The organism is Nostoc sp. JL23, assembly GCF_017115065.1.
GTDB classification, from domain to species: domain Bacteria; phylum Cyanobacteriota; class Cyanobacteriia; order Cyanobacteriales; family Nostocaceae; genus Nostoc; species Nostoc punctiforme_A.
Genome location: NZ_JABXKN010000136.1, coordinates 1 through 2,526 on the forward strand (window position 1 = coordinate 1; position 2,526 = coordinate 2,526).

General features: G+C 38.6%; 4 protein-coding genes and 1 pseudogene. 2 read left to right on the forward strand and 3 right to left on the reverse strand.

What is annotated here, in order from left to right; translation table 11 throughout:
- Positions 1–537: 537 nt before the first annotated feature.
- Together HWQ42_RS29315 and HWQ42_RS29320 are read left to right on the forward strand one after the other, a co-directional pair.
- Complete coding sequence (locus HWQ42_RS29315; RefSeq protein ID WP_292818100.1) at positions 538–804, forward strand: hypothetical protein; 267 nt, start codon at positions 538–540, stop codon at positions 802–804.
- Entirely contained in the window at positions 788–1,180 is a 393-nt protein-coding gene (locus tag HWQ42_RS29320; protein WP_292818102.1) for a hypothetical protein, read from the forward strand. The genes HWQ42_RS29315 and HWQ42_RS29320 overlap by 17 nt, the downstream gene beginning before the upstream one ends.
- Positions 1,181–1,368: 188 nt before the next feature.
- Here HWQ42_RS29320 and HWQ42_RS29325 read toward each other — a convergent pair whose 3' ends face one another.
- The 3 genes and pseudogenes from HWQ42_RS29325 to HWQ42_RS29335 form a co-directional block, all read right to left on the reverse strand.
- Entirely contained in the window at positions 1,369–1,731 is a 363-nt protein-coding gene (locus HWQ42_RS29325) for a hypothetical protein (protein ID WP_292818104.1), read from the reverse strand.
- A pseudogene (locus HWQ42_RS29330) lies at positions 1,706–2,055 on the reverse strand (DUF5674 family protein). Before HWQ42_RS29330 ends, HWQ42_RS29325 begins: the two are co-directional and overlap by 26 nt.
- Before the next feature lie 85 nt (positions 2,056–2,140).
- Positions 2,141–2,526 (reverse strand): hypothetical protein (locus HWQ42_RS29335; protein WP_292818106.1); only part of this gene is annotated, 386 nt, incomplete at its 5' end.

Sequence of the window (2,526 nt, forward strand, 5' to 3'; positions counted from 1 at the left end):
ACGGATAGAAAAGCCCAAAAAGGTTGCTAGATATGAATTGCTTAACTGGGTAATCGCAAGCGATCGCTTGTAGTTGATGGGGGTGATCAGCTACTCTCTTTGTAATGCCAACTTCAAGATTATTCGTTTTTTGCGTAAAGCACGAAACTTGAGGTGAATAGTATTATATAACGGTATCTACTATGGATAAACCGGGGACAACACTAATTGTCTCCTATATAATTTACTTCTATCAAAAACTGCTCTAGCTTCCGTCTAGGGCAGTTTTATATTGCACGGTAGAAGTCAGATTTAAAACTACACCCAATAGTGAATCATCTGCCTATTGTCAGCAATCGAAGTTTCTAAAAAAATATTACGCTACATACCGTAAAACCGCATACCCTAGATATATTCCTGTATAAACCTTCACTTTCACCAACCCAGCCATACAGACTCGACCTTTACCATAACCAAGGCGTTGACCCGAAAGCAATCGCAATTTCCTTTAAGTAGTTAGCCGAGAATCACCCAGAAGTAGATTTGCGAATCGTGGGCATGAAAGTACCTGGTCAAAACAAGTTTCTGCCTCGTGCTAAAACTGCTGTTGAACGTGACAAGTCGGAACTAAGCGCGGAATATTTTGAAATTTATAATCAACTAAAAGCATTAGCACAACAGGAATTACAAGAACTAATTTTAGAGAAAGATAGCCAAATTTCTGGTTTAGAGACTATGGTGGTTACGGCACTGCAAAGCCCTAAATTTTACGCCCAAACTTATAGTAATCAGGGATCAGGGAGATACTATGTCACAAAGTCCTAACAAACAATCCAGCTTTGACTTCAAAGGCGCTCAATTTGCAGATGGTCTAGTCAACGCAGATATAGTAACCGCACAACAAATCGGCGGCAATATCACTAACTATAGTCCACAGCAAAAGCAGAATCTCGCAGAAGCCGCAGCAGAAATTCAGCAGCTTCTCAACCAATTGGGACAGAGTTATCCTACTAGCACTCCGCTAGAAAAACAGATAGCAATGACAGAAGCACTTAAGCAAATCAATGGTAATTCTACTTTGAAAGCACGGGTACTTGGGGCACTGAAAGCTGGTGAGACAGAGGCATTAAAAGAATTAGTAGATCATCCTCTTGTCAATATACTTTTGGCAACTTTAGAAGGTTGGCAAGATGTTGAATAGTTAAGCTACTACAGATGAAGCAGATGGGTTCACTGGTGATGAGTCACGCAGCACGAATTATCAACAAAAATCTTCAGGCGCAGAGCGAACCGAACACATAAATATAGCGCTCGCTCTTGGTTAATGAGAAACTATAAGTGATTGCTCATATTTTTTACAAAATCTAGAATACCGCAATGATTAAAGTTTTAGATAGATTCGGACAACAACCCTGACATATCTAATACTTGTTCTGACCAAGCACTAGCTTGCTCGGACATATTTCTGCGTTGGCTATCATCAGACCAAATACTATCAAAAGTTAATCTCCATCGTGCCAGTTGAACTTGAATGTTAACCAGTTCTTCAGCATATTCAGGTTCAATTTCTGCTGCCGTCCATTCGATAAAACACATAGTTTCATCTGCAACACTTTTGACCGCTTCAGGGTAAGCAGTGTCACAAAATGTTCTCAGCCTAGCTAAATTAGAAGCTATATGCCCTAAGCGATGTGATGTATTTTCGCCTTGAAACCGTGCTTGTTTTTCATCTAAATTCTGGTTTATATCCACCAATTAACTCCTGGGTTTTTTTTTAACACGTTCTCGAATCGCTGGGACTTGAATTACCATTGAGCGATTATTTTAGCTGGGACGTATGTTAATAATCGATTCATAAGCTATCGATTGGTCAAAGGGAGTCCAATCCGCACCCCAGATATCTCGCTGTCTACTACCGTCTTCAAGCAATGCTGCTTCACAAAAAGCGTGTTTCTCTCCTCCTCCAGCTAAAATCCCTCTTTCTATGTCTACTGCTATTTTGATATATAGTTCCAAAGTTTGCAGCTTTTGATGAAATTCTTCTAATATTGCTCTTTGCTTGATAATGAGTACCAAAATCTCACTCTTAACACTCTAAATACGTAACTAGCTACAAGTTTTATTTTTGTGGAACCGCCAAATAAATCTCTGTATTGAACAATTAAATAAATTCCACCTCATTTGGAAAAATAAATTCACACTCAACAGGTGATAACCAAATATGACAAATTACATTGTCATATTCTTCTGCTTCAACTATCGCTCCTGCTTCACAATACTTTTTTCCAACAAAATCAGAGTTTCTTAAGTAAAAAATTTTGGGTACTAATAATTTAGCTAATTTTAATTTACCTTCTTGTTTAGCTTGATAATAGGCTTGGGTCAGTTGTTCATTACTAGGATGATGATGCACGTAGCTCATCAATGCTTTCCACTTTTGGGGGCTGAGTCTTTCTTTTAAACTGTCAGATAAACTTGTATCACTTTGTTTATGCTGTTCGGCTTCCCATTTCTCCCATTTCACCCTTTGGATATATAACTGAACAG